Here is a 24,912-nt window from a genome sequence, read left to right on the forward strand (position 1 = left end):
GTGAAGTCTAACATAATATGGAAATTAGTGCTGTAATACACAAAAACATAGTTTAAAGAAGCAGCACTTGGATATACCAATATGGCGGCATACATAATCTGTAAAGGAGGTTGTATATGTTTAAATCAATAATAATTTTAATTACGTGTATTATGGTAATATTTTTCGGAGCCATATTCATTCAATCGACCATTTATGCTCCTACAGAAGTAAACTATGAATATGAAGGAATATACTATGACAATGATAATTCTGAATTGGCTGAATCTGTTAATGTTGTAATAAACGGTAAGATAAGCAAAGATGCCTGGTTAAAACCGAAAGCCTTTGTCGGCAATATTTCTATAGGCAATACAAGCATAGAAATTACGAAACCACTTTTATTCAGTCGTTTACGGGATACTAATAATTTGTATTTAGATGATTTTGAAGAAGGCAAAGGATGGAGTTTTCATCCAGATTCTCTCTTAAAACATTTTGATAGCAATGCGGTTTGTTGGCATATTTGTATGGATAAAAAGTTTTCTATGATTAATATTGTTCCAATAGAATCCGGCATAAGTTCTACTCAAAGAATTGCAGCACCATGTAATAATCGGGAGGACGCAATCAAAATTAACAGGATGCTTATGAGCGGCATAATAGACTGACGAAATTGAGAAAGCAGATCCTAGATCTGCAATAATCATGTAATGCAAGCCTGATCGCATGCTAAAAATAAATATGTATAAATAAAATGCTCCTACCAAGACTAATAAAAATTGCAAAGGAGTGTTGTTATGTCAGAATATAAAGGAAGAGTTGATATACGAGAAATAATGCCGCACCAGGATAAATACCCAACTGTTCATGGGACGTTTGAGTCGTTAAAGGTTGGAGAAAAAATGGAATTATTAAATGACCATGATTTTAAACCAATTTTTACATACAAATTTCCTGAAGACTTTCCTGGTCAATATGAATGGAACTATTTAGAGCAAGGACCAGAGGTATGGAGAGTAGAGGTTATAAAAATAAAGGATAATTAGATGGAAGTAGAAAATGGAGGGAGTTATTGATTGTCTATATTTATAGACAATCAATAATAGAACTGCAAACACTTGCGTGGTATAATCAAAGGAGCAGCTGGTGAAGGGAAGTGAATTAGGTGAAAAAAGCATATAAAAACATTATAATAATATTGATTGTTGTCGTATGTTTCATATTTGCTTTATATGTAAATGGAACAGTAGGCTCATTGGAATACAGCATTGAATCAGATGCGCGAAAGTGGCAGGGAATTGATGACAATTGGGAAGTATCAAAATCTGTTTTGTATCCTGTAGGGGCTATGCTGTTTTATGATGCTGAATCAAATGCTTCTATTTACTCCATATACTTGAACAGGAGGGGCTTCTCCTTTGGATACTTTTTTCGAAGTGGAGGTTCCAGAAGTGAAATAAATGAAGGTATATGTGAATTTTATTTTAGGGAGTATGGAACAGCTCTTATTTCAAGAAACACGGAAAAGATTAAACTTATAGAAACGGACGATGGCCAAAATATCAATACTATCAGTATAGACAGTGAAAAGCCGTTTGCTGTTGTCTTGCCAAATAATTGCGGAAAAGTGACTGTTTACGACATAAACAACAACGAGGTTCCTATTTCATCAGTTGTAGTAAATGAGTAGGAATATTTGTAACAATACATATTAAATTGCAGGATTTTTATATATTTGTAACAAGTTATTAGGGGGATAACTCTGTATGAATCAAATAAAAGATATGCTTTTAGGAATTACCTTTGTATTAATTGCCATTACACTTTTTTTTATCGGAGTTTGGGCAGCAGCCATTTTGTTTGGAATAATAGGAATTGGTCTTGTGCTGTATGGATATTTTACGGACAATAAGGACAAACGTAAAGATTTACAAAGAAAAATTTAACTTAATTGACATGATAAAAGATTTGAGGTGAAAATTATATGGACAAAAGCACAAGAGAAGAATTGGATGAAGCTCTGCAGGTTGTATCTTCAACCATCTATAAATGTGAAAAAGCACAGCTTAAATTTGCGGAAGGCACTTCTCAACACACGCTGCTTAAGAACAGGATAAAGGCAATGTACATTTCAAAGTCATTGATATCAAGAGAAAATGTTACGGACAAATATGCAAAAGAAGAATTAATAGATGCAATAAGACCTGTATCTTCAATTATCAGCAAGTGTGAGAAGGCAAAGCTTAAATTTACGGAAGGCACCTCTAATCACACTCGATTTAATAACATAATAAGAGCAATGAACATTTCAAAGTCATTAATAACAGATGAAATTTATAAACGAGGATAATAGCGACAAGGGACGGGGTTTGACAACGATAAACCCAGTCCCTGTGACATTTGTTATTAATAGATTTCTTACTTGAATATTTTTAAGTGTTCCTGGATGAAATTAAACTGTTTTTCGCCAGGTTCAGCTGTCGGGCTGCCAAAAGGCATTTGAGCTATGAACTTCCATTCGGCCGGAACGTTCCACTCTTTTTTCACTTCGTCGGTGATCAGCTCTGTATAATGTTGCAATGATGCTCCTAATCCTTCATTTTGCAGTGCGGTCCACAATGCAAATTGAAGCATTCCATTTGACTGTTGAGACCATACTGGGAAGTTGTCACTGTAGGTTGGAAATTGATCCTGAAGCGATTTTACTACGCTCATATCTTCAAAGTACAATACGGTTCCATATCCGTTCTTGAATGATAATATTTTATCTTCCGTAGGTTTAAATGAATCTGCCGGAACTACCTTTCTTAATGCTTCCATAACAATGTTCCAGAATGTGTCGTGTTCTTTATCCAATACCAGTACAACTCTTGCGCTTTGAGAATTAAATGCTGAAGGGGTATATTTTATTGCTTGTTCCACAACTTCCTTTATTTTTTCGTCTGATGCGACCTTTTCTTTGCCTATTCCATAAAATGTACGTCTTTCTGATATTGATGTCAAAAAATCTTTTGCCATGTTTTCCTCCGTTATTTGAATTGTTTTTTATATTTTGTTCAACTTATAATATTTTATTGATAATAAATTTAAAGGTTTGTTTTTACCTGAGTGATTTATTTTTCTGCTGAATAACTGTGTTATAGATTATTTAAACTAGAAAGTAAGTTTTTTAGGTCTATTCCATGAACGTTTGCGGCATCTTCTATGCTTTCCATTTGCGAAGCCGGACACCCTATGCAGCCCATACCAAACTCAAACAACACATCTATTGCTTTTGGACCTAGATTAACGATGTCTTTTACCAACGTATCTTTTGTTACTGTCATGTTGTACCTCCTTTTGAAGGAATTCAGGGTAAAATATAATACTAATTAGTAATATATAGTTAAAAAATTTGGTGTAGTCATACACCTGATAATTTTTTTAATAATTTGATCAAATTATCTTTTTCTGCATCAGATAACACATTGAAAATATTGTCTATATTATCCGTGTGTTTAACAAAGTTGTCAGCTATAAGTTTTTTCCCCTTTTCTGTTAAGCTGATCAGGTTAACGCGCCTGTCAGTCGGGTCGATGTTTCTTTCGACAAATCCATCCTTTACCAGGTTTTCTATTACAACAGTCATGTTTCCGGAAGTAGAGAGCACTTTTTCTGTTATTTCACATACTCTCATGTCGCCCTTGTGATATAAAAGTTCTAAAACCGCAAACTGTGAAACTGTCACCCCTGTTTCTTTTATTGTTTTAGTTTCTCTTTTATGCACGCTGTTGTAGCATCTTGATAAGGCTATCAATGTTTTTAAATTTAAATCACTATCTAAACCATAACTAATTTTTTTCTTGTTCATGGATGAATATTACTACTAATTAGTAATATTGTCAAGCACTTTTTAAAAAATATTTTTTGATAAACCGTTAAACATTTCAATAGCGGCATTAGAACTAATCAAAACATACTATTCATATAAAATTTATAAAAAAGATGCTTTGATACTTTCATCCTATACAAGGGTTAGTTCTAACAATATTAGAATGCTTTACGGGAAATTAACCATAATTTCATATGCTATTCCCGGTTCAGTGGCAGCAATGATGGTTATAATATTTTTTATGAAGGTTGATAATTTTCTAAGAATTTCATTGTCAACAACAATTGCAATGCTTATATGCGCATATGTCATAAGATACTTAGGAGCGGCTTATGAAAACCTTGAAAACGGTTATCAAAAAATAGGGCTTAAATACCATGAAGCCTCAAGAACTCTTGGTAACGGATATTATAAAACATTATTTAAAGTTGATTTTCCAATTTTAAAGCCTTTTATATTTAGTGCGTATTCGTTGGTTTTTATAGATTTAATAAAAGAGCTTCCACTTACGTTAATTTTGAGACCCTTTAATTTTCACACCCTTGCAACGCAGGTCTATCAGTATGCAAGTGATGAAATGTTAGCAGAATCGGCGGTTCCCAGTTTATTCATCATCATAATAAGCATGATATTTATAACAGGAATCATTAAAAAAGAAGGGAGAAGATAATATATCATATTTTCAGCTAAGTAATCTGTGCTTCAACTATCCGAAACAAAAGGATAATATAATAAAAAATTTTTCGATGGACTTAGAAAAAGGAGAAATTGCAGCGCTGCTTGGAAACAGCGGAAGCGGAAAAAGCACTGTCCTGCGTTTGATAGCGGGACTGGAAACTCCAAAGTCTGGGAAGCTGGTTATAGATGAGAAAGTTATGTTTGATAATGGGAATAATACACCTCCCCAGAGAAGAGGCGTCGGAATGATTTTTCAGGATTATAGTTTGTTTCCTCATTTGAACGTAATAGAAAATGTTGCTTTTGGGATTAAAGAAAACAGCAAAAAGAAGCGGGAAAAGCTGGCTGCAAAGTATATTCAGATGGTAGAACTGGAAGACCATATGTATAAGTTTCCACATGAATGCTCAGGCGGTCAGCAGCAACGAATTGCAATAGCCAGAGCATTAGCTGCAAAGCCGAACATTTTGCTTTTAGACGAACCATTTTCAAATTTGGATGAAGGTTTAAAAAAGTCCGTAAGAAAGGAAATCAAAGAATTATTGAAAAGATTCGGCATGAGCGCTATTTTGGTAACTCATGACCGCAATGATGTTGATGCCGTTGCAGATAAGGTTATCCTTATATGAGCCGTTTTTAGGTGACAAGTAGATGCAGAGTCAAGGTGCCGGGGGTGTCGACAGATATGACAACAACCCCGTTTCTCTGACATGCTGATTGTAATCTCTTGCTAGTCGGTAAGATTATCGTTATCATCTTCACCGTTATAAGTTATGCCGTATTTTTTCATTTTCCGCCAGAGTGTGGTTAGGCTTATATTCAGTTCCTGGGCTGTCTTTTTTCTGTCTCCGTTGTATTTGTCCAATGTCCTGATTATTTTGCTGCTTTCGTGATTCTTGTTTGAATTTTTCAACGAATTATCGCTGGGAACGGCTTTGATTTCAAAATTGTTTATATCAATAATGCTTTTTAAATCCTCTGCGGAAATATAGCTGCTGTCGGCTAACACAATGGACCGTTCCAGAATATTGAACAGCTGCCTTACATTTCCTGGATATGAACCGGAGCATAGCAGTTCAATTGCGTCATTTGAAAAAGAAACATCATAGCTGTTCTTCTTTAAATAGTAATCGACCAAGTATGGTATATCGTCCAATCTCTCATTTAGAGGAGGTAAAGTCAGTTCAAGAACGCCAAGTCTGTAGTACAAGTCCTCTCTGAAGGTTTTTTCTTTTATAAGCTCGTGCAGATCCTTGTTGGTTGCGCTGATGATTCTTACATCAATGGGAATGATTTTATTGTCGCCAAGCCTGCTGACTTCCTTTTCCTGAAGGACCCTTAAAATTTTAGCTTGAATATTTATATCCATTTCGCCTATTTCGTCCAGGAATACTGTGCCGTTATGTGCCAGCTCAAATATTCCTATTTTCCCCTCGTCCTTTGCACCCGTAAAAGCACCTTTTACATACCCGAACAGCTCGCTTTCCAAAATTGAACTGGGCAAGGCAGCACAGTTGATGGCAACAAAAGGCTCGTTGGCTCTGTCGCTGTAATTGTGTATGCTTTGAGCAAATATTTCCTTTCCGGTTCCGGTTTCGCCGGTTATCAATACTGCGCAGTTAGATTTTGAATATTTTTTAGCCTTATATATTGTGTTTGCTATTTCGATGCTCTTTCCAATAACATTGTCAAATGTGTTTCTTGCCACACGTCCCTTAGCGTTAAAAGTTAATCTTAATTGCTTTTCACTTGATTGGATAAAGTTTGCATCGAGAATTATCACTACTACGCTCTGTACCTTGCTGTTGACTATTACAGGTTTGAAATTTGCGATGTAGTTTTTGTTCTTAATAGTCAATACCTTATCGAATATGGGATTTTTGCTGTTGAAAATTATATCCTTATCTATAACAGAAAACAAAATTTTATATGTTTCGACGTCTGTGCTGTTATTAAATATTTTTTTTGCCTTATTGTTTAAAAATATTACTTCTCCGTCTTTGTTGATATTGATTATTGCCTCGGAAGTTCCGTTGATTGTAGTCAATATGGTTTGAAGATACTGATCCTTTTCATCCTGGGATTCTAATATGTTCAAAGCGCTGTTCACTGCCATCTCAATAGAGTTTTCATTCACATCAAGCATGACGTGTTCAAGGTTATGAAGCGTCGCAACCCTTTTTACGGATATGCCTCCAATCAATGATTTTATATCTGAATTTAATGCGCTTATTATATCGTTTTCCATGCTGTCAACTTTTTTGGGCTGAATTATCTGAACGTTGCATCCGGATACTTCCTTGAAATTTTTCATAGCTTCGAATGCTTCGTCAAAACCAATCAAAGCAATATTCTCGCATTTGTACCTGGATTTTTGAATGGAGTAATAAATGTCTTCATAGGTGTACTGAACATTTATAACCGGAGCTGTTATGTTTTCACGGAGCAGGTTAACATTTCTTCCTCTGGCAATGAATGCTTTTGTTCCATGCTGCACAGCCATTTGTGCAACATCGATAATACCTTCTCCGGTCATTTCAATTGTTTCTATTAATTCACTGAGGTTATTCTTCTTAATTATATTTTTTGAAACCTTAGTAAATGCTTCAGAAGCTGAAAAAATAATTATATTTTTAAATTCGTTCATTATCGCCTCACAGATTTCATAAATGAAATACATTTCATTTCATTTGATTTCATATCGGTAATATATCACGTTTTCAAGGCTGCTGTCAAATTTATTATTTTTCTAGAAAAAGTAAAATTTTTAAACGATAAGACTCAGCGATGTCAACGTCTTCATCAGCAAAGGCCAACGAAATTTTGCAATGCTTGCGTGTTCCTGCAAAATGTTTTTTTCCTTGGCACACAAATTGCTTTATTGAAGCTAAGGAGGATTACTATGACGTATAAAGTTTTATTACCACAGCAGATAATGAAAGAAGGGAGAGATTACCTTTTATCAAAGGGTTATGAGATAGTTGATGGACATGGCATATCTGAGCAGGATATAATAAAAGACATACATGATTGTGATGCAATTATAGTAAGGACGCCTCAGATCACTGAAAAGATATTTGATGCAGCAAAAAAATTGAAAATAGTTGCAAGGCATGGGGCCGGCTATGACGGTGTTGACTTAGAGTCTGCAAGAAAACATAATGTACTTGTGGTGAATGCGCCGGGTGCCAACAGCGTTTCAGTTGCTGAACTGGTCATATTTTACATGCTTTACTGTTCAAGAAATTTTAAGCTGGTGCAGAAAACATACATTGATGATTATTTTTATTCCAAGCTGAAGACTAAAAAGAATGAGTTGTACGGAAAAACTCTTGGGTTGATAGGCATAGGAAATATCGGCTCTTTGGTAGCTGAAAAAGCAAGTTTGGGACTAGGCATGAATGTAATAGCCTTCGACCCTTTTGCAAAAAAAGAGAATCTGCCTGATTACATCAAACTGGTGGATAACAGGGAAGCAATTTTTACCGACAGCGATTATGTATCGCTTCATGTGCCGGCCACCAAGGATACTGTCAACAGCGTGAGCACCAGGGAATTTGAACTGATGAAGGAAACTTCCTTTTTAATCAATACAGCAAGAGGGACAATTGTAGATGAAGATGCTTTGTATAAAGCATTGATCAATAAACAAATAGCAGGAGCAGCGTTAGATGTTATGAAGGAAGAGCCTGTGAACAAGGACAATCCACTGCTTAAGCTGGACAATGTTTTAACGGCACCTCATATAGGGGCAGCAACAGAAGAAGCATCCGGCAGATCCTCGCTGTTTTGTGCAGTGGGAATTGATGATTATCTGAACGGCAGAGTTCCCAAGTACATAGTGCCGGAATTGAGAGACATGATAAAAAATAATTGATTTTTGGTAAGGAGTATTATAATGAGTGTAGGAAACAGAGTGTTTTTAAAAAGAGATATGCCAGACAGCGATGTTGTTGAAGGTTTTAGGAATCTTCCGGCTGCAAATGTTGCGGATACCATGTCAAGATTGTGCGCATTGAGTTCAGAAATCAGACTGATTGGGTCTCCTGTTGCTCCTATAATGGTTGGAGTAGCGCTTACAGTAAAAGTGAGACCCGGAGACAACCTGATGCTGCACAAGGCTTTAAACATGGCACAGGAAGGCGATGTGATAGTTGTTTCAAATGAGGGCGACAGGTCCCAATCACTTATGGGTGAAATAATGGTGACATATGCAAATTCCACAAAAAAGGTAGCGGGAATAGTGCTTGACGGTCCCATAAGAGATTTTGATCAGATTTCAAAGATGGACTTTTACATCTACGGTACAGGCTCAACACCGGGAGGACCGTTTAAAGAAGGACCCGGCGAGGTGAACGTACCCGTATCAATCGGCAATGTAGCTGTTATGCCGGGAGACATAATTTTGGGAGATACTGATGGAGTGATAGTTATTCCAAAAAAATATGCAAAAGAAATATTGGAAGCATCAATCGAATATGCAAAAAAGGACTCTGCAAAGCTGGAAGCAGTCATAAAAGGAACTGCGAACAGAGGTTGGGTTGATGAATCCTTAAAGGCAAAAGATACAGAAATAATAGACGGGTGTTTTGAGTATTAGGAATGATTTGCAAACAGCGGGGGAGAATTTTGTAAGTTATTATAAATTTTTAGAGTTGTTCTTAAACAAAGATGAAGGAGAATTATAGTAAGTATGAATACAGTTTTAATTGCATTACTGATACTTCTTGTCACAGTAATCTTATTTATAAAAGAACCGATTCCTATTGTCGTAACCTCAATTGCTGCTTCACTGGCATATGCCTACGCCGGTATTATTGAAGTGAAATCTGTATTTAGCGGATACAACAGCAACACAATTGTACTGCTGGCAGGCATGATGGTAATCGGAGCATCTTTATTTCACACCGGAGTTACAGATTTAATTGGCGAAAAAATGATTAAGGTGACGGGAAAATCCGAAGTGAAAATTATTCTGTACACTTTGATTGTATCTTGTTTATTAAGCAGCGTATGCAGCAACATAGGAGTTATGGTTGCATTGGTTCCCGTTGTTACGGCAATTTGTGTTTCAGCCGGAATAGGACCGTCAAAGGCAATATTAGGGTTGCTGTTTGGAGCCCAATTTGGAGGATTTCTGACACTGGTAGGCGTTGGATCTAATGTGGCTGCAGCCAATGCAATGAAGGAATTGGGTCTTAATCCATTCGGATTCTTTGATATTACACCGTTTGGAATTGCTGTTTCAATTCTTGGTATATTATACTTTACATTTATCGGAAGAAAATTAATTCCGGACACTGGCTATATTCCGGAATTTGCAACTGCTGAAAAAAAGTCGTTCGATAAGAAAAAAGCAATGATTTCGGGATTTACAATGATTGGAGTATTAATTGTCATTGCAGGAAACTTCAAAGCATTCCCAATGCATATTGCATCAACAATAGGTGCATTGATTATTGTCGGAGCAGGATGCATGACAACAAAAGAAGCAATCGGCAGCATCGATTGGATAACGCTGATAATTGTAGGAGCATTAAGTGCAATATCTTCCGGAGTACAATCCAGCGGTGCCGGGAAACTGGTGGCTGATGCTATCGTTAAATTCCTCGGTTCAAATCCGAGTCCGTTTATGATAACAACTGCAATTTTCTTTACTGCTTCGGTGCTTACACAATTTATGTCCAACATACCCACAATTTTATTATTTCTTCCGATTGGAGTGTCAATTGCGAACACTATCGGTGTAAGCCCATATCCAATTGTGATGACCATAACGCTGGCAGGGGCAGCATCATATGCGACGCCGTTTGCAGCACCACAAAACATGATGACACTCGGTTGGACAAAATATAAGTTTATGGATTTTGTTAAAATTGGACTTCCAATGGTACTTATTACGTACTTGGCAGTAGTTGCAGTTATACCGTTTTTTCTTCCATATTAGAGCATAAGTAGTAAGGATATGGGGAACAAACAAAGGAGAATCTTAATGGAAAATTATTTAGTAAACGCATATGATATTCATCTGCATACAAGTCCGGATGTAGTTGAGCGAAAGCTTGATGATGAAGAGATGGCTAAAAGGGCCTCTGCAAGAGGAATGAAGGGATTTGTAATAAAAAATCATTATCAGGATACGTCACAACGCGCTGCAGCTGTAAGCAAAAAATACCCGAATCTTAATGCAGCCGGAGGAATCACTTTAAATCAGTCAGTTGGCGGCATTTGTGCAGATTCGGTTGAAAAAGCGGCAAAAACTGGTGCTAAATTTGTATGGTTTCCGACGATGGATGCATTAAGCTACAGCATCTACAAGAAGAAGGATACAGGCAGTAAGATTTCAATACTGAAGGACGGGGTTTTGATTCCTGAAGTATATGATGTGCTCGATGTGATAAAACAATACAAGATGATATTGTGCACGGGGCATATTTCATTTGGAGAATCTTTAGCGCTCATACAAGCCGGTCATATGCGGGGTATTACAAAGATGATTTTAACGCATGCGGATTCTCCGTCAGTTTTTACAGATTGTGAGCAACAACTTAAATTTGTCAAGGAAGGAGCGTTTATTGAACATTCAAGTTTTACCTTAGAGGTTAAAGCTACATCATGGGATCTCATGAAGGAACAAATACTAAATATCGGCAGCAAGCACATAGTGCTTTCCAGTGACTTAGGGCAAGTGTCCAATCCATATCCGGACGATTCCCTGAATGAGTTTGTAAAAGGACTTCTGGAGCGAGGAATGTATCAAAGTGAGATCGACCAGATGATCAGAACAAATCCTGATTGGCTCCTTTCAGATATGTATTGACAGTCATTAACTAGGAGTCTGGTGCCAAGAGATTAAACTTGCATTAAAGAATAACGTATTCCTTTTTTAGGATATTACAATATTAAATTATGGGAGGTATATTATGTTTATGTCCAAAGGTAGAAAGGTTGTATCACTAATACTTGCGTTAATAATGGCTGTTGCATCGCTGACAGCATGTTCAGCATCAGGTTCGGGAAGTTCAAACACTTCCGGCAGCACAAACACCACAGAACCTGCCAAGGAACAAAAAAGCGTCGATTTTCCAAAGAAACCTGTGACCATCATTGTTCCTTTTTCAGCAGGCGGTTCTGCTGATTTAACCACGAGAATACTGGCTTCAAGCGCAGAAAAATATTTGGGACAGACTATCATAGTTGAAAATGCACCGGGCGGCGGAGGAATGGTCGGCCAGAATAAAGGGGCTCAGGCAAAACCTGACGGATACACACTGACCACGGTTACTACTTCTGTTACAATCAATCCCTTGTTGAATGAAGCTCCATATTCTGTGGAGGATTTCAGGGGTATCATACAGCTGACAGAAGAAACTGATTTTCTGGTAGTTCAAAGCGGAAAGGAATACACGAATTTTCAGGAATTCATAGAGTATGCCAAGAAAAATCCGGATACAATCAAATTCGGATGTTCAGGAAAGGGAACGACTGATGACCTGGCCAACGAAGCAATGATAAAGGCTACGGGAATAAGCGCCAGCAACATACCGTTTGATGGATCAGGTCTGGCAATAACAGCCATACTGGGAGGCCATGTGGATGCCATAATCGGAGGACCTTCTTCATTTGATAATCACATCAAGGAAGGCACGCTCATACCCATAGCTTCTCTTACAGAAGAGAGAAATCCAATGTTTCCGGATGTTCCTTCAATAAAGGAACTTGGATACGATGTTTATTCAGGCGCATGGAGAGGCATAGCCGCACCGGATGATACTTCTGATGAAGTAGTGCAGATTCTGCATGAAGCATTCAAAAATGCAATGGAAGATCCTGAATACATCGAGCAGATGACAAATTCACAGCTCAGCGTAAATTATCTGAGCAATGAAGACTTCAGCAGCAAAATAATGAACACCTATGAAATGTACAAGGAAGCTATCGGAAAATAACTGAAATTGAAATACTGAAATAATGAAATACTGAAATAAATGAGGCGGGATAACCATTGATAAATCATTGAGCTTATCCCGCTAAAACATACAAGGAGGATTACATGTCAAAGGCTAATAAGATCACTGCCATAGTTTTCATCTTAATAGCATTCGGATTCATTGCCAAAGGTCTAAGACTGCCTTTCGGAGCAAGGTTATATCCGATGATTTTATCCGGATTGCTGGCATTTTTGGGGGTCTTGCTGTACGTAACATCACATATAAAAAGCAAGACAGACAAATCTCCTAATCCGCTGGCTATACTGATTAAGGAACATAAACATTTTACAATATTGATTGCAGGGTACACGCTTTTTATTGGTGGACTTACGGTTATAGGGTTTGCGCCGGCTTGCTTTATATTTTTGGTTATAGTGCAATACTTGTTGGGATATAGAAAGAAATCTGCATTGTTTATAAATTCGGCAGTATTTACCCTGATTGTATATTTTTCGTTCAGCAGTTTATTGAATGTTCCGCTGCCGCTCGGAATCTTTGAGTTTTTATATCAATAATGTTTAGGAGGAATTTAAATGGAAAGTATATTACATGCACTGATTGCAGCCTTATCGCCTTCTAACCTGTTAATGGCTCTTCTGGGTACTGCCGGCGGAATAATAATCGGAGCCATACCAGGGCTTTCTGCAAACATGGGAGTTGCCCTTTTGGTACCTTTTACTTTTGTAATGGAACCTGAAACCGGACTTATCATGCTGGGGGGTATCTATGTAGGAGCCATCTATGGAGGGTCCATATCGGCCATACTCATAAATGCTCCGGGAACGCCCTCAGCTGCAGCTACAACATTTGACGGTTATCCCATGGCACAGAAAGGTGAAGCCAGGCTTGCTCTTGGAACTGCTACCTTATCGTCAGCTATCGGGGGAATATTCAGCGTAATCGTGCTGGCGCTGTTTGCACCGTTTTTGGCTAAACAGGCACTGAGATTCGGACCGCCCGAATATTTCGCATTGGCATTTTTCGGACTTACAATCATCGTCAGTTTGTCTGAGAACAACATGATCAAGGGCCTCATTTCAGGAGTGTTCGGACTGTTATTGGCAACCGTAGGCATGGATCCCGTGGAGGGAGCCATGAGATTCACATTCGGCAATATTAACCTGATTTCCGGAATCGCACTGGTTCCGTTGCTCATAGGAATGTTTTCGATTTGTGAAGCATTTATGCTGGGAACAACAAAGGTATCAAAGGGAAGCCTTGCTGAGATGAAGGGCAGGCTGCTTCCCAACAGGGAAGAAGTCAAGAGAAACATGGGGAACTTCACTGTTTCTTCCATAATCGGAACAATAGTGGGAATACTGCCCGGAGCAGGAGCGAGCGTTGCTTCATTTGTTGCTTACAATGAAGCAAAGAGAATGTCAAAAAGAAGCAATGAGTTCGGAACAGGCATAGTAGACGGAATCGTGGCAAGCGAAACATCAAACAATGCATGTGTAGGCGGGTCACTGGTTCCGCTGCTGACGCTGGGGATACCCGGAAATGCGGTTTCTGCGCTGTTTATCGGAGCACTGCTCATACATGGACTTAAGCCCGGACCGGACCTGTTCTCAGGTGCAAATGAAAAAATCATGACTGTATTTTTCTTCGGATTGTTCATAGCAAATGTGCTTATGCTCATTCTAGGCTTGGCGGGAGCAGGCTTGTTTGCCAAGGTGTTGTTCCTGCCTCAGCCGATTCTTGCCACATACATCCTTGTATTGTGCGTAAGCGGCTCCTTCGCCATAAACAACAACATGTTTGATGTTGGCGTAATGTTTTTGTTCGGACTTGCGGGACTCATGTTCAAACTTCTCAAGATACCTGCGTCGCCGGCTGTTTTGGGAATAATTCTTGGCCCCATGGCGGAAACAGGTTTGAGGCAGTCACTGCTCATGTCCAACGGCAATCCCATGATATTGTTCACAAGACCCATAAGCTTCTTCTTCATAGCTGTTGGAGTAGCATCCATGGCAGCACCGTTAATAAGAAACTATAAGAACAGTAAAAAGGCTAATGCCTAGACTATAGTTGCAGTTATGTTCCATCCTGACTTCAGGAAGGGATTATCACGTGTGCGATTAAGTGATAAATAAATAATATTAATTTGCAAAGACAATAAACAATATAGAAATTTTTATAAAAAGACGTTGGGAGATGTATATAACCCCAACGTCTTTTTAGCAATTATGCTGCAACCGTTTTATCAACATTTCTCTTCATTTCTGAAAATCCTATCATTACAGTTGCCACATAGGCGCACGTTTTGGGAATCATTAAGATACCAACAGCCGGTATGATATCCGTAAGCAGCACTACAGGTATATAGAATGCAAAGCTTAGCACTATAGTCAGCCACATGAACCTGAAGGCATAATCAGATGTATGCCTGGATTTGCTGTAGTACAGAATTATAACGATGATTCCCATTGCAGCAAAAGGAAGATTTCGGTATACAGCCCAGGACAGCGGAGCATTTACGCTGGTCCATTCATTCTGAGGAAACAGGCAAAGAACAATTCTTAATGCTGCAAGAGAATACATGATTAAGGTAAGATCGTGATGGTCTTTCACCTTGTAGCGAAATCGCCATACGTAGTACAGCAATATATAAAATATGGTCATTGTTATTGAAGTGATAAATTTGCCTATTCCAAGCGCAATGACGAAGTTGTCAAGGCCGGTCGTGCTAAGGGCATAGGCTCGCGGTATCAGATGAAACGAATCACCTGCTCCAAGAGTCACAGCCATGATTCCGAACAGCAGATATTGTTTGTTTCCTTTGCTTTTTAAAATTATTGTGATGCCTGTTGAAATTATTACAATCAGGTATACAACATCGAATATGGTTTCAAATATAGCTTGCATAAAGTTAGTCCTCCTTTAAATTGAACGTTGTTCATTTTGGCTTTTATAAAAACCCAACATATGTTGGGGAATTGCTGGGATTAATAAATTGTGCGTTTTATGACTTCAGTGAGCATATAGCAGGATTGCTCCTTGTTTATCAGCAATGTAAGGACATTAGAGAATACAAAGTCGACGAAATTCTCCGGCGTAAAGGTTTCATTAAATGTACCCAATTTGACATTACTGTCATTTTTCAGTGAACTCAGCAGGTTATTCTTTATGTGACCAAAATTACGGATCATGGCTTCTCTGCCCTTTTCTTTATCATCATTTGAAAAGCCCATAGGGTGTACGGTGAAAAATGCAGGATATTCTTTTACTCCGCTGCTGACAGTTTTAAAAAGCCATGCTACGCTGTCTGTAAAGTTATCTGAATTATCGGTAACCCTCATTTCATGAAATACATCTTTCCAAATATCTTCCACCGTTGCAGTCACAAGATCTGCCTTGGAAGGAAAATAATTGTATACTGAACCTACTGCAACATTGCAGTGCTTGGCAACATCACGCATATTAAGAGATTGAAATCCATGCAGGGCGGCAATTTCCTTGCTTGCCTTCAAAATGGCTTCCTTAGAGGTTACTATTGTATTCATGTGCTTCTCCTTTCAAACTGAACAATGTTCATTATAAAGTAAAAATATATGTTTGTCAACTGTTTTTATTTCACAGTATGCCAGCAACCTGTCTCATAGTTAACCTCAAGATCATTAAGATTCCAACAGCAGCACGATTTCTGCAATCAGCACTGCAGGTACAATTTCGTCCTCTGTTGTCTGTTATGATTTGTTAACATCTGATTTGTTAAGTAAATGTCAATTATGATTAAGAGACGATTTACTGGGTAAGTAGAATTTGGAAAAAATTTCATGTTCAAGCATATAATATACATGGATATCAATAACGTTTTTTGGCTAACAATTATTATTGGAGGTGTTATCAATGCGTGAAGGTTTTATTGAAAGGATTATCAGCTGGCTTTTTGCAATGCCCATATGGCCGTTATTCCAAAGGCATCGCATATGAATCATCTCGAAAAACCGGAGTTGTTCAAGGCTATTGTGAGAGACTTTTTAACGGAAAACAAAATTCATTGATCAACATTTTTCTAATTTTTTCAGAAATGAACTATTTCAGGAAATTTTCGTCCTATTATATATGTGGATATAATTTCCTGATTTTTATTTTGCTAATTTAAGGAGGATTGTATGAAAAAGTTGTCTTTGCTATTTGTCATGTGTCTTGCAGCATTAATTATGGCTGGCTGTGCTAAGCCGGCTGATAAAAGCATGCAAATTGCAGCGGAAAAGTTTGTTGAGGAACTGTATACAGTGAGTTCAGAAGAGGCTGAGAATTACAACAGGTTCCTGGAATTGAGGCCTGCTGATGTAAATGAACTTGTAAAAGCCATAGAAGCAAATGACGATGCCTTGAAATCCATGATGACGGACAAGTCGTACAATGTGTTGGTCAACAACAGGCAGAATCTCATGTTTGCGCAGTATTGCGCCTTAAATGATTGCACTATGCAGGTTATGGATGTAAAATTAACCGAAAAAGAAGGCGGAGCTGAAGCAGGCAGAGTTGATTACGACTTTGAAGTTAAAGTCCGATTCGTATCAAAGGACGGTACTGTATTGGATACAGATTCCGGCAAGGGCTTTATGAGGCTCACAAAAGAAGGAAATGATTGGAAGGTATCCGACTACAGAGGGTTGGAGTATCCAAAAGAAATAGTGGTGAATTAAAAAAGTGTAAAGGGACTTGGGATATAGTTCTGTTTTCATGTCAGATGAAAAGCGCAGAATGCAAAAACATTTGCCCGTAAGCTGGAAGCTGAATGTAAATATTGATAAAATTTGTTTAATAATAAGAAGAGGAGCAGCCTTCAGGTTGTGTCCTTTTTTGTTTTTGGTCAGTATCAGAGAACATAAGAGATATTTTGTCATATTATGGAATAGGTTAACGTATAAGGAGGAACCCGCGACATGATTAATAATAGAAGATTCAGAGACAATTCCTACATTGCCGGCCCTGCCAACTGCATACCGCAGGAAATGTCAATCGAAAACGTAAGATTATCGGCAGGATATGTTCCTTTCCAGTTTCTGTGCGACCTTTTTAATCCGATGGAAGCATTAGCAAAGGGAACAGCATTTCCGGAACTGTACAGCCCATATGACAGGAAAGACAAAAAACCTACGCCTTTCAGGTATGCTCAGTATGATTAGGAGGATTTGATATGAATGATATGATGGAATTGAAGAAGGAAATTACAGCAGTACACATGATGCTGGAAGATTTGCAGCTATATCTTAACACTCATCCTGCCGATCAAGGTGCCATAGCAAAACGCAATGCATTTGCCAAACAGCTTAAAATTCTTAAGGATGAATACAATAAACGTTATGGAATGATTAATCAAGATGACTCGCTGAGCCAAAGTCCGTGGCAATGGATTGAAGAACCGTGGCCTTGGGAATATGATGCGAACTTCAAATTATAAGGTAGGAGGAAAATAATATGTGGTCATATGACAAGATATTGGAGTATCCTGTTAAAATTAAAAATCCTAATCCGGCAATGGCAAAGATGATAATATCTCAGTACGGCGGACCGGACGGAGAACTGGCAGCATCCATCAGGTATTTGAGTCAAAGGTTTACAATGATTACTCCACAGGCCATTGCAACATTGAATGATATCGGTACGGAAGAACTGGCACATTTGGAGATAGTAGGCTCCATGATATACCAGCTCATGAAAAATGCAACGCCCGAAGAAATCGAAAGAGCCGGAGCCGGTGATTACTATACGGATCACGGCAAGGGGGTATATCCCCAAAGTGCGGCAGGATCACCGTTCACGGCAGCACATATACAAGTGAAGGGTGACCCGATAATTGATTTAACAGAAAACATGGCAGCCGAACAAAAGGCAAGGGGTACTTATGAATGGCTGATAAATATGGCTGATGATCCTGATGTGATTGAGCCGTTGAAATATTTAAGAGAAAGGGAAGTTGTACATTATCAAAGGTTTGGCGAAGCATTGAGAGGAGTTCAGGACTACCTGCAGGAGCCCCGTCTGTTTATAATGCCGGTGCCTGATTTTATGAAAAAATAAGATAAGATTAACTTGCAATGAAATATAATCTCCATGCCCAAAAATGTATGGAGATTTTTTCGTTGGATGTCAGGTAATTACAGCATTGTAATTAACCTTATAAAATAGTTAACATACTATATATGGTAAACTAAAGGAGGTAATTATGAGCATGAATAATGACAATACTGGTACCGGTTGTATTACTATAGGAAGAATGGCTCCTGATTTTACTGCAATTTCTACACAAGGGGTTCTGACATTATCACAATTTAGAGGGCAATGGGTGATATTGTTAAGTGATCCCGGAGATTTTACGGCTGTTACAACCACGACGTATTTAGGACTGTCTCAGCAGTATGAAGAGTTCAGAAAAAGAAATGTACAAATTCTTGCTTTGACAATAGACAACAATTTCGCCAATATTGAATGGGTGGTAGATATTTATGACCATTATGGAATAAGGGTTCTCTTTCCATTATTGGAGGACAGAGATGCAACCATAGCCAGAATGTATAATATTGTAAATCCCGACAGAATATACGAAGAAAGTGTAAGAGATGTTTTTATTATAAATCCAAGCGGAAGAATTAAAGCAATAATCACTTACCCTACTTCTTGCGGTAAAAATTCATATGAACTGCTCAGAGTAATTGACTCGCTTCAATTGACTGAAAAGTATAATGTATATACCCCTATGAACTGGATGCCTGGAGACCCGGTTATTGTTCCTGTTCCTCACACTGCCGATGAAGCCATGTTAAGAAATCAAAAAGATACAAGGCTGGGACTTAATTGTGTATCGTGGTATAACTGCTATATTGATTATTATTCGCTGGAAGGCATCAATCAGGACAATTCCAGTATAAATAGCAGCGATTAATAGTTTTGCGGCAGTATATAAAATATGAAGATACAAAGTTGAATATCTTAAAGTTGAGTTTCCTTGAACGCACCAATCCATGAATGTTGTAATTTCTTTTAGAGGCATGCTCGTAGCCTTCAGGCAATTGATTACAGCCAAGCCTTCCAGATCATTTTCAGTAAAGCATCCGATGATGCAACAAAAATCGTTTGAAACAAAAATAATTCTGGACAGGCTTAATTACAGGATTGATCGCTATGAAAAAGAATATTGTTGACTTACTCTTTACAATGTGCTAAAGTTTTAATACAAATTTAAAATTTATGAATATGTGAATATGTTTAAGTTTTCTAGGGTTCCGCAGTTTAGCTGGCAGGTCCGAGAGAAAACACACAGTGACTGTGTACACGGAAGGATAAAAGCCTGGGAGATATTTAATAATATTTCTATGGCTTTTTTATTTTATTTAGGAGGTAGTAATGAAAAAATTTGTCGTTGAAGATGATTTTTGGAACCTGTTTCCAAACGCAAGGATTGGGGTTGTTGTTTGCCATGGCATAGATAACTCCGTAAAGGATACTGAAAGATATAAGGAAATGATAAGCAGTTCAGAAAAGGAAGCATTAAAATATCTGAGCAATGCTGAATTCAGCAGCAACGAAGTCATAAAGGTGTGGAGAGAGGCGTTTCAGAAATTCAAGACTAAGAAGGGTGCCAGGTCATCCATCGAGGCATTGCTAAAGCGAATACATAATGGCAACAACCTGGGAAATATCAATCCTCTGGTGGATATTTACAACTCTGTTTCATTAAGATATGCATTGCCCTGCGGTGGTGAGGACATCGATACTTTCGCCGGAGATATCAGGCTTACCAAGGCAGTTGGAAATGAAGATTTTGTTACACTGGGATCGGATAAAAGCGAACCGCCCTATGAAGGGGAAGTGGTATACAAGGATGATGAAGGGGCAATCTGCAGATGCTGGAACTGGCGCGAGTCGGTAAGGACAATGCTGACTGAAAATACGAAAAATGCTTTTCTGTGCATTGAACTGGTTGATGAAGGAAGATTAACGGAATTTGAGAGTGCCTTGAACGATCTGGCAAAAGCAGTACAGGAAAATTTAGGAGGAGCATGCAAGGTTTCAATCCTTGACTCCGGCAACAAAGAAATATCAATAATGTAACGTAGTCCTGGAATATTTCAATGCCGTAAGATTAAAACCTTACGGCATTTTAATAATTTAATTTAAGAAAGTTTTGAAAGCTCTGAAGCTATTTTTGCTCCCAGTGCCGCATTGTTGTATACGAGCTTTATGTTGGATTCGAGGCTGTCTCCTCCGGTGATCTCCTTAACCTTAGACAGAAGAAACGGTGTGGATTCCTTGCCCCTGATTCCTTTTTCTTCAGCTTCTTCAAGAGCTTTTTCTATGGCTGAGGTAATGGTGTCATAGTCCATCTGATATTGTTCTTCGATAGGATTGGCAATTACCATTCCTCCTTCAAGACCAAGGTCCCATTTTGCTTTTAATGCACCGGCAATTTCTTCAGGACTATCTACGCGATAGTCAACGCGAAAACCGCTTTTTCTTGTATAAAATGCAGGCATTTCTTCAGTCTGGTACCCTACCACAGGCACTCCATGGGTTTCAAGGTATTCAAGAGTCAAGCCAATGTCCAATATGGATTTTGCTCCTGCACATACAACCGCAACATCAGTATGCGCAAGTTCTTCCAGGTCGGCAGAAACGTCAAATGTTTCAGTGGCTCCCCTATGAACACCGCCTATGCCGCCTGTGGCAAATACTTTAATTCCTGCAAGAGCAGCAATTATCATGGTTGAAGCTACCGTTGTGGCTCCATCTGCCTTTTGGACAATAATAAAGGGTATATCTCTTCGCGATGTCTTTATTACATTATCAGCTTTGCCCAGGTATTCAATTTCCTCTGCTGTAAGACCAATCTTGAGTTTTCCTTTGAGAATGGCAATAGTTGCAGGAATTGCACCGTTATCTCTTATTATTCTTTCAACATTGAGTGCTGTTTCTACGTTTTTCGGATAAGGCATTCCGTGTGATATAATTGTTGATTCCAATGCGACTACAGGTTTACCGCTTTCTATTGCTTCCCTGACCTCAGGGTTTACTTCCAAGTATTTTTCTAACATAATTCTAACTCCTTCACTTTTAATTTTATGTTTTCAACAGACATGTTTGGGTTTATGGTATTTTCGTGGGACAGTGCCACTACAGATGCAGCCGTGGCTATTTTTGCACTTTCATTTATGTCAATATCGTTAAGGTAGCAATATGCCAGTGCAGCCATAAACGCATCACCGGCTCCTGTCGTATTGACGGGTTTAACATTGTCTGCCTTAATATGGTTCATTGTTGTTTGGTTGCAATAAAATACACCGTTTTTTCCAAGGGTGATAAATATTTCCTTAACTCCCTTGTTCATGAGATAGTCACAGTTTCTTTTCAAGTCATCTTCAGTTTTGATTTCAATTCCAGTAATGGATTCAACTTCAATGGTATTTGATTTCAAGGTGTGAATGTTTCCTATTAAGTGCTTAACTTTTTTTGCCTTTGCAGTTGAAACGGTGTCTAGGAAAAAATCCGTACTTCTGTGATTGCTTAGCAGATACTCTATTACACCTGCAGGAATGTTTGTATCTAGTACACAAAGCCTTGAGTTGTCAATTACATGTTTTTTTTCCTTAATAAAATTAACTGTCATTCTTTCATAGATGTCCATGCTGGAAATGGCTACAGACATGTCATGGGTTTCATCCAACACAGCAAGATAGGTTGAAGTGCTTTCGCCTTTCAGTATGAGACTGTCCTTCATGTCCAATCCTATCAAAGCGGACTCTTCAATTATTTTAGAGCCGTACATGTCATCGCCCAGCACACTTATGAGCTTGGTCTCTATCCCCAGTCTTACTAGATTTTCAGCGATGTTTCTTCCAACTCCCCCAAGGGACATCCTAACAGACCCTATATTAGAATCACCCGGTATCAGTTTGTTTTTCGGAACACCGTGAATATCCATATTGACTCCGCCAACCACCGTGACATAGGGATTATCCTGGACTATGTAGCCCTTGCCCAAAATTTTGCCTTTCTTAACAAGATTCGTTATGTGGACTGCGGCAGACGACCTTGTTATTCCAAGGATTTCTCCCAGTTCATTTTGTGAAATCATAGGATTTTTTTTTATCAAATCAAGTATTTCCTGCTCCCTGTTGGTCATTGGTTCCTCCGAATAAGTATATGCTTACATACTAAGCTATTGTTTATAAAATTGTAACACGACTCAGATTGTTTTACAACTGTTTTCTTTTTCTTTTTTAATCCGTCGTTAAAATAGATAAGAACTTCAAATAAATGATTCAGTCAGTGAACTTATTCCTCATTAATCCCGTCATACTTATTGGTAGTATTTTCTAAATTTCGGAGGGATTATGGAAGGTTTATTAGTAAAGATGTATTTAGTTTTCGTGTTATCCATAGCTATTACGCTGACAATGGATTTTAGGCTAAAAAACTTCATACCGGGGACCTACAACAATTTATTGGTAATTTTATTGTATCTTGTTGTCTTTGTCGTCAGGTGGTCTTTCAGCGGATTTTCTTTTGATTCACACGATTCCTTTAATCTGCTGATTTTTCCGGCAGTTTTTATCTTAATCAATATTGTGTTCATTAAGGCAAAATTTTATTTTTTCAAGGGCATGGATAAAAAATTTGTCAAGAAAAACAGAAATGAGATAACAGAGATAATACAGGAATATAAGTGTCAAAATCTGCAAGGCACATCTGACATATCACTGGGATCTAACAAAGTCATATTTGAAAAGGTCAGTGAACCACAAATAAAAGAATGCTTATCATTGATTGGGAAATACCTGTATGATAACAGGAAAAAATACACTTTTAAAGACTACCTCATTTACTATATAAAAGCAGCAGCGGTGCCGGCTGCACTCATGGGTGCCTTTTTATTGGCGATGTACTATTTGTACAATTTATACAATATCTAGCATAAGAGAAACAGACAGCAGTTTAAGTGTTTATTTAACATGTTGGTGAAGGAGCGAATATAATGAAGGATTTTATTGCAGTGTTTATAATGTGCTTTGTTGCATGTGTAGTTGTTACCTTTTTCTTTGGAGGTTTTATTTTAGAAAATATTTGGGGTGCTTTTTTTGTGGTGTCACTGGTGTTATCGATAATTGCCAATGGATTCATAAATCAGGATTCCAGAATCAACGAGCTTGAAAAGAAAATCGAGCAGCTGATGAAAGAAAAACAAGATTAGCACAAAAGTGAGAGAGGAGGAAATCATGATGTCAAGAATTGGTATTGTTTTAGTTCCGATATACTTAGTTATCCCAGCGGTTATTCTGTATTTTGTAATTAAGCTGGCAGTCAAACATGCAATAAAAGAATTGAAAGACGATAATATCCTTTAATGGAATCTTAAACATCTCCTGGGGGGAGGTGGAATATATTAAGAGGGTGCGGATTATGTCCATACGAAGTTCATTAATTATGTTTGTAACAGTCCTGATATTGTTCAGCACTTCATGCGGCAGCAAGGAAGCAGAATATGATTTTCCAATCAGCGAGCAGGCTATGAAAGAAGTGCTGGCTAAACAGAATTCAGACTGGTTCATCAAGGATGTCAATGCAGTAAGTGAGGCTCAAAGCATAATCACATTAACAAAGGGTGATACAATATCATTTGGCATAGATTCACAAATGAGAGATAACAAAAAAATTCTGAGCATGGTGTGTTTTTTGCCGGGCGATTTAACCAAAAGCGATTATGATGATTTTTACCGCAATGAATTGCCGGAAATCTTTGATTTGTCGGGTACGTTCTACGGCAACAAAAAAGAAACAGACAAGGAATTAAAGGAGCTGCTGGAGTATTACCTTACCAGTGAAAGCAACTATGAGAAAAGTGTTTATTGGGCAGGACGAGCAGGTGATGATCACATAAAAGCTGAAATTAAGCCAATGCTTGACCAGAACCAAAATCAGATTGTATCGTTGCTCATTATGCCTGATGAGTCCTATGAAGACTATTTGATTTCATTAAATGAAGGTTGGAAAAAATTCGCTGAGGCTGAAAACATAATAATACACAACAGCACTGTGGCTGAAATGAAGGAAGAAGCTCCGCCTATTGCTGATGGAGATATTTATTTAAAACAACTTGTTATACACGGACGTTTAGAAAAAATCAAGGAAATAGAAGCTGTTCCCGAATCGCTGGCAAATACAAAGTCAAGCTTCCTGAAACCAAATAGGGACAAATACTTGAGCGCAGAATTGGTGGATAGTACGGGCAGGATTAATGTATTTTTGCAGATGACTTCACTAAGTGCTGATGAATTATATATTGAACGGGACCACAACATCACAATGGTCTTTTATAACGGTCAGCCCATATATGTGGTCCGCTTCAGTGTTTTGAACATATAATACTATTTTTTCTGAGGT

Annotated in this window: 32 protein-coding genes and 1 riboswitch; of the genes, 24 read left to right on the forward strand and 8 right to left on the reverse strand. The window is 38.1% G+C overall.

The features are described from left to right. The first annotated feature begins 116 nt into the window (after positions 1–116). The 5 genes from AAGU76_RS18475 (at position 117) to AAGU76_RS18495 (ending at position 2,332) form a co-directional block, all read left to right on the forward strand. A complete protein-coding gene (locus tag AAGU76_RS18475) occupies positions 117–650 on the forward strand; it encodes a hypothetical protein (RefSeq protein ID WP_342486998.1) in 534 nt (177 codons plus the stop codon). 129 nt (positions 651–779) lie between these two features. Continuing rightward, positions 780–1,028: a DUF2249 domain-containing protein gene (locus AAGU76_RS18480; protein ID WP_342486999.1), complete on the forward strand. Its 249-nt coding sequence runs from the start codon at positions 780–782 to the stop codon at positions 1,026–1,028. 119 nt (positions 1,029–1,147) lie between these two features. Further along, the gene (locus tag AAGU76_RS18485) at positions 1,148–1,672 is read left to right on the forward strand and encodes a hypothetical protein (RefSeq protein WP_342487000.1); all 525 of its coding nucleotides are present in this window, start codon (positions 1,148–1,150) and stop codon (positions 1,670–1,672) included. A gap of 76 nt (positions 1,673–1,748) precedes the next feature. Continuing rightward, positions 1,749–1,928 (forward strand): hypothetical protein, encoded by a 180-nt coding sequence (locus tag AAGU76_RS18490; RefSeq protein WP_342487001.1) that lies wholly within the window; start codon positions 1,749–1,751, stop codon positions 1,926–1,928. Between the two features lie 38 nt (positions 1,929–1,966). Beyond that, entirely contained in the window at positions 1,967–2,332 is a 366-nt protein-coding gene (locus tag AAGU76_RS18495; RefSeq protein ID WP_342487002.1) for a hypothetical protein, read from the forward strand. A 68-nt stretch (positions 2,333–2,400) separates the two neighbouring features. Here the strand turns inward: AAGU76_RS18495 and AAGU76_RS18500 are convergent, their stop codons facing one another. The 3 genes from AAGU76_RS18500 to AAGU76_RS18510 all read right to left on the reverse strand — a co-directional run bounded on the left by AAGU76_RS18500 (position 2,401) and on the right by AAGU76_RS18510 (position 3,832). Next, positions 2,401–3,000: a nitroreductase family protein gene (locus tag AAGU76_RS18500; protein ID WP_342487003.1), complete on the reverse strand. Its 600-nt coding sequence runs from the start codon at positions 2,998–3,000 to the stop codon at positions 2,401–2,403. Positions 3,001–3,119: 119 nt separating this feature from the next. After that, on the reverse strand, positions 3,120–3,308 hold the full coding sequence (locus AAGU76_RS18505) for a DUF1858 domain-containing protein (RefSeq protein WP_342487004.1): 189 nt from the start codon (positions 3,306–3,308) through the stop codon (positions 3,120–3,122). Between the two features lie 77 nt (positions 3,309–3,385). Next, the gene (locus AAGU76_RS18510) at positions 3,386–3,832 is read right to left on the reverse strand and encodes a MarR family winged helix-turn-helix transcriptional regulator (RefSeq protein WP_342487005.1); all 447 of its coding nucleotides are present in this window, start codon (positions 3,830–3,832) and stop codon (positions 3,386–3,388) included. Positions 3,833–3,971: 139 nt separating this feature from the next. Here AAGU76_RS18510 and AAGU76_RS18515 point away from each other — a divergent pair, with 139 nt between their 5' ends. Both AAGU76_RS18515 and AAGU76_RS18520 read left to right on the forward strand, forming a co-directional pair. Next, on the forward strand, positions 3,972–4,523 hold the full coding sequence (locus tag AAGU76_RS18515) for an ABC transporter permease subunit (protein ID WP_342487006.1): 552 nt from the start codon (positions 3,972–3,974) through the stop codon (positions 4,521–4,523). Between the two features lies 1 nt (position 4,524). Beyond that, complete coding sequence (locus tag AAGU76_RS18520; RefSeq protein ID WP_342487102.1) at positions 4,525–5,160, forward strand: ABC transporter ATP-binding protein; 636 nt, start codon at positions 4,525–4,527, stop codon at positions 5,158–5,160. Between the two features lie 101 nt (positions 5,161–5,261). On the opposite strand, the gene AAGU76_RS18525 is transcribed toward AAGU76_RS18520, so the two are convergent. Further along, positions 5,262–7,178 (reverse strand): sigma 54-interacting transcriptional regulator, encoded by a 1,917-nt coding sequence (locus tag AAGU76_RS18525; protein WP_342487007.1) that lies wholly within the window; start codon positions 7,176–7,178, stop codon positions 5,262–5,264. 255 nt (positions 7,179–7,433) lie between these two features. Between AAGU76_RS18525 and AAGU76_RS18530 the strand changes: the two genes are divergently transcribed. From AAGU76_RS18530 to AAGU76_RS18560, 7 genes are all read left to right on the forward strand, one after another. Next, positions 7,434–8,408 carry a hydroxyacid dehydrogenase gene (locus tag AAGU76_RS18530; RefSeq protein ID WP_342487008.1) on the forward strand — a complete coding sequence of 325 codons (975 nt, stop codon included), beginning with the start codon at positions 7,434–7,436 and terminating at the stop codon, positions 8,406–8,408. A gap of 21 nt (positions 8,409–8,429) precedes the next feature. Further along, positions 8,430–9,131, forward strand: coding sequence for an RraA family protein (locus AAGU76_RS18535; RefSeq protein ID WP_342487009.1), 702 nt, complete (start codon positions 8,430–8,432; stop codon positions 9,129–9,131). Positions 9,132–9,224: 93 nt separating this feature from the next. Further along, entirely contained in the window at positions 9,225–10,478 is a 1,254-nt protein-coding gene (locus AAGU76_RS18540; protein ID WP_342487010.1) for an SLC13 family permease, read from the forward strand. Between the two features lie 45 nt (positions 10,479–10,523). Further along, on the forward strand, positions 10,524–11,351 hold the full coding sequence (locus AAGU76_RS18545; RefSeq protein WP_342487011.1) for a DUF6282 family protein: 828 nt from the start codon (positions 10,524–10,526) through the stop codon (positions 11,349–11,351). A gap of 103 nt (positions 11,352–11,454) precedes the next feature. Further along, positions 11,455–12,480: a tripartite tricarboxylate transporter substrate binding protein gene (locus tag AAGU76_RS18550; RefSeq protein ID WP_342487012.1), complete on the forward strand. Its 1,026-nt coding sequence runs from the start codon at positions 11,455–11,457 to the stop codon at positions 12,478–12,480. 104 nt (positions 12,481–12,584) lie between these two features. Then, entirely contained in the window at positions 12,585–13,037 is a 453-nt protein-coding gene (locus AAGU76_RS18555) for a tripartite tricarboxylate transporter TctB family protein (RefSeq protein ID WP_342487013.1), read from the forward strand. 18 nt (positions 13,038–13,055) lie between these two features. After that, positions 13,056–14,543, forward strand: coding sequence for a tripartite tricarboxylate transporter permease (locus tag AAGU76_RS18560; RefSeq protein ID WP_342487014.1), 1,488 nt, complete (start codon positions 13,056–13,058; stop codon positions 14,541–14,543). A gap of 163 nt (positions 14,544–14,706) precedes the next feature. On the opposite strand, the gene AAGU76_RS18565 is transcribed toward AAGU76_RS18560, so the two are convergent. Beyond that, complete coding sequence (locus tag AAGU76_RS18565; RefSeq protein ID WP_342487015.1) at positions 14,707–15,387, reverse strand: hypothetical protein; 681 nt, start codon at positions 15,385–15,387, stop codon at positions 14,707–14,709. 80 nt (positions 15,388–15,467) lie between these two features. Beyond that, positions 15,468–16,025 carry a TetR/AcrR family transcriptional regulator gene (locus tag AAGU76_RS18570; RefSeq protein ID WP_342487016.1) on the reverse strand — a complete coding sequence of 186 codons (558 nt, stop codon included), beginning with the start codon at positions 16,023–16,025 and terminating at the stop codon, positions 15,468–15,470. A gap of 612 nt (positions 16,026–16,637) precedes the next feature. Between AAGU76_RS18570 and AAGU76_RS18575 the strand changes: the two genes are divergently transcribed. The 6 genes from AAGU76_RS18575 to AAGU76_RS18600 all read left to right on the forward strand — a co-directional run bounded on the left by AAGU76_RS18575 (position 16,638) and on the right by AAGU76_RS18600 (position 20,586). Next, positions 16,638–17,177, forward strand: coding sequence for a hypothetical protein (locus AAGU76_RS18575; RefSeq protein WP_342487017.1), 540 nt, complete (start codon positions 16,638–16,640; stop codon positions 17,175–17,177). Between the two features lie 240 nt (positions 17,178–17,417). Beyond that, the gene (locus AAGU76_RS18580) at positions 17,418–17,660 is read left to right on the forward strand and encodes a spore coat associated protein CotJA (protein ID WP_342487018.1); all 243 of its coding nucleotides are present in this window, start codon (positions 17,418–17,420) and stop codon (positions 17,658–17,660) included. A gap of 11 nt (positions 17,661–17,671) precedes the next feature. Further along, on the forward strand, positions 17,672–17,935 hold the full coding sequence (locus AAGU76_RS18585) for a spore coat protein CotJB (RefSeq protein ID WP_342487019.1): 264 nt from the start codon (positions 17,672–17,674) through the stop codon (positions 17,933–17,935). 17 nt (positions 17,936–17,952) lie between these two features. Beyond that, positions 17,953–18,555 carry a manganese catalase family protein gene (locus AAGU76_RS18590; RefSeq protein ID WP_342487020.1) on the forward strand — a complete coding sequence of 201 codons (603 nt, stop codon included), beginning with the start codon at positions 17,953–17,955 and terminating at the stop codon, positions 18,553–18,555. A gap of 145 nt (positions 18,556–18,700) precedes the next feature. Then, on the forward strand, positions 18,701–19,417 hold the full coding sequence (locus AAGU76_RS18595; RefSeq protein WP_342487021.1) for a redoxin domain-containing protein: 717 nt from the start codon (positions 18,701–18,703) through the stop codon (positions 19,415–19,417). A gap of 321 nt (positions 19,418–19,738) precedes the next feature. After that, positions 19,739–19,831: riboswitch (guanidine-I (ykkC/yxkD leader) on the forward strand. 47 nt (positions 19,832–19,878) lie between these two features. Continuing rightward, positions 19,879–20,586 carry a B3/4 domain-containing protein gene (locus AAGU76_RS18600; protein ID WP_342487022.1) on the forward strand — a complete coding sequence of 236 codons (708 nt, stop codon included), beginning with the start codon at positions 19,879–19,881 and terminating at the stop codon, positions 20,584–20,586. A 62-nt stretch (positions 20,587–20,648) separates the two neighbouring features. Here AAGU76_RS18600 and AAGU76_RS18605 read toward each other — a convergent pair whose 3' ends face one another. Further along, on the reverse strand, positions 20,649–21,566 hold the full coding sequence (locus AAGU76_RS18605; protein WP_342487023.1) for a pseudouridine-5'-phosphate glycosidase: 918 nt from the start codon (positions 21,564–21,566) through the stop codon (positions 20,649–20,651). After that, on the reverse strand, positions 21,560–22,654 hold the full coding sequence (locus tag AAGU76_RS18610; protein WP_342487024.1) for a PfkB family carbohydrate kinase: 1,095 nt from the start codon (positions 22,652–22,654) through the stop codon (positions 21,560–21,562). The genes AAGU76_RS18605 and AAGU76_RS18610 overlap by 7 nt, the downstream gene beginning before the upstream one ends. A 211-nt stretch (positions 22,655–22,865) precedes the next feature. Between AAGU76_RS18610 and AAGU76_RS18615 the strand changes: the two genes are divergently transcribed. The 4 genes from AAGU76_RS18615 to AAGU76_RS18630 all read left to right on the forward strand — a co-directional run bounded on the left by AAGU76_RS18615 (position 22,866) and on the right by AAGU76_RS18630 (position 24,894). After that, positions 22,866–23,444 (forward strand): hypothetical protein, encoded by a 579-nt coding sequence (locus AAGU76_RS18615; protein ID WP_342487025.1) that lies wholly within the window; start codon positions 22,866–22,868, stop codon positions 23,442–23,444. 62 nt (positions 23,445–23,506) lie between these two features. After that, positions 23,507–23,722 carry a hypothetical protein gene (locus AAGU76_RS18620; protein ID WP_342487026.1) on the forward strand — a complete coding sequence of 72 codons (216 nt, stop codon included), beginning with the start codon at positions 23,507–23,509 and terminating at the stop codon, positions 23,720–23,722. Between the two features lie 25 nt (positions 23,723–23,747). Continuing rightward, positions 23,748–23,876 carry a hypothetical protein gene (locus tag AAGU76_RS18625; RefSeq protein ID WP_342487027.1) on the forward strand — a complete coding sequence of 43 codons (129 nt, stop codon included), beginning with the start codon at positions 23,748–23,750 and terminating at the stop codon, positions 23,874–23,876. Positions 23,877–23,931: 55 nt separating this feature from the next. Next, positions 23,932–24,894: a hypothetical protein gene (locus tag AAGU76_RS18630; protein WP_342487028.1), complete on the forward strand. Its 963-nt coding sequence runs from the start codon at positions 23,932–23,934 to the stop codon at positions 24,892–24,894. The last annotated feature ends 18 nt before the right edge of the window (positions 24,895–24,912 follow it).

The sequence above is a fragment of the Sedimentibacter sp. genome (assembly GCF_038562225.1).
GTDB lineage: Bacteria > Bacillota > Clostridia > Tissierellales > Sedimentibacteraceae > Sedimentibacter.